Annotated in this window: 2 protein-coding genes; both read left to right on the forward strand. The window is 67.6% G+C overall.

Going from position 1 to position 759, the window contains the following annotated elements; genetic code table 11:
* Positions 1–225 (forward strand): hypothetical protein (locus AC5LUJ_RS22850; protein ID WP_493465729.1); only part of this gene is annotated, 225 nt, incomplete at its 5' end.
* 35 nt (positions 226–260) lie between these two features.
* On the forward strand, positions 261–494 hold the full coding sequence (locus AC5LUJ_RS22855; protein WP_250292433.1) for a hypothetical protein: 234 nt from the start codon (positions 261–263) through the stop codon (positions 492–494).
* The last annotated feature ends 265 nt before the right edge of the window (positions 495–759 follow it).

Genomic DNA, 759 nt, shown 5'->3' on the forward strand with positions numbered 1-759 from the left:
CCGGTCAATGCCGGCAAGCAGCGGGATCTCGTGATCTCGCTCGTGCAGCTCGGCCAGCTTCTATCCGGTAGCGACGACCGCGAGCGCGGCAGGGCGATGCTGGACGAAGCGACGCGGATAGCACGTGGAATCGGCCTCGACATAGGCTCTCCGGAAGAGGCCGACCACAGCAGGAGAAGCCCACGACGTCGGCGATGGCCTTTCCGGAGATCGCGGATGGGCTGATATGACGAGTCCGGGCTTCCCCGCTGTCTGCTGGCGTGCTTGCGCTCACCGTCCTTGCTGAAATCGTCGCGGATGCCGAACCGGCACCGGTTGACGAGGCCGGTCCGGGTGGGCGGGTTCTGCCGGTACAGGCCCTACGGCCCACCGAAACGGAGAGCGCGACGTTTGTGTACACCGACGAGCCGGAAGCCCGCTGGCCGGAGGTAGCCGCTCTGCTCGATCACACGCTCGCCGCGGCCCTTGCCGTGTTCGCGGACGGGCTGGACTGACGCCCCCGACCGGGCTGACATTCGTCAGCCGGCCGGGCTGCTCGCTGACGGGACAGGCCGCCAACGTATGGACGATCCATGTATGGGAACAGGCCGCGGACCGGACCTGTCGGGAACGGGCCGCGGGCCCGCGGGGTCAGTCCTCGATCTCCTCCCACCACTGGCACCACCAGTCGCCGCCGACGAGGATGCGCAGCTTGGGGTGCCAGCAGTAGGTGATGTCCTTGTCGGTGTCGAGGTAGTACAGGCAGTTGTCGCACCGCTC

The sequence above is a fragment of the Protofrankia sp. CiP1_Cm_nod3 genome (assembly GCF_982290655.1).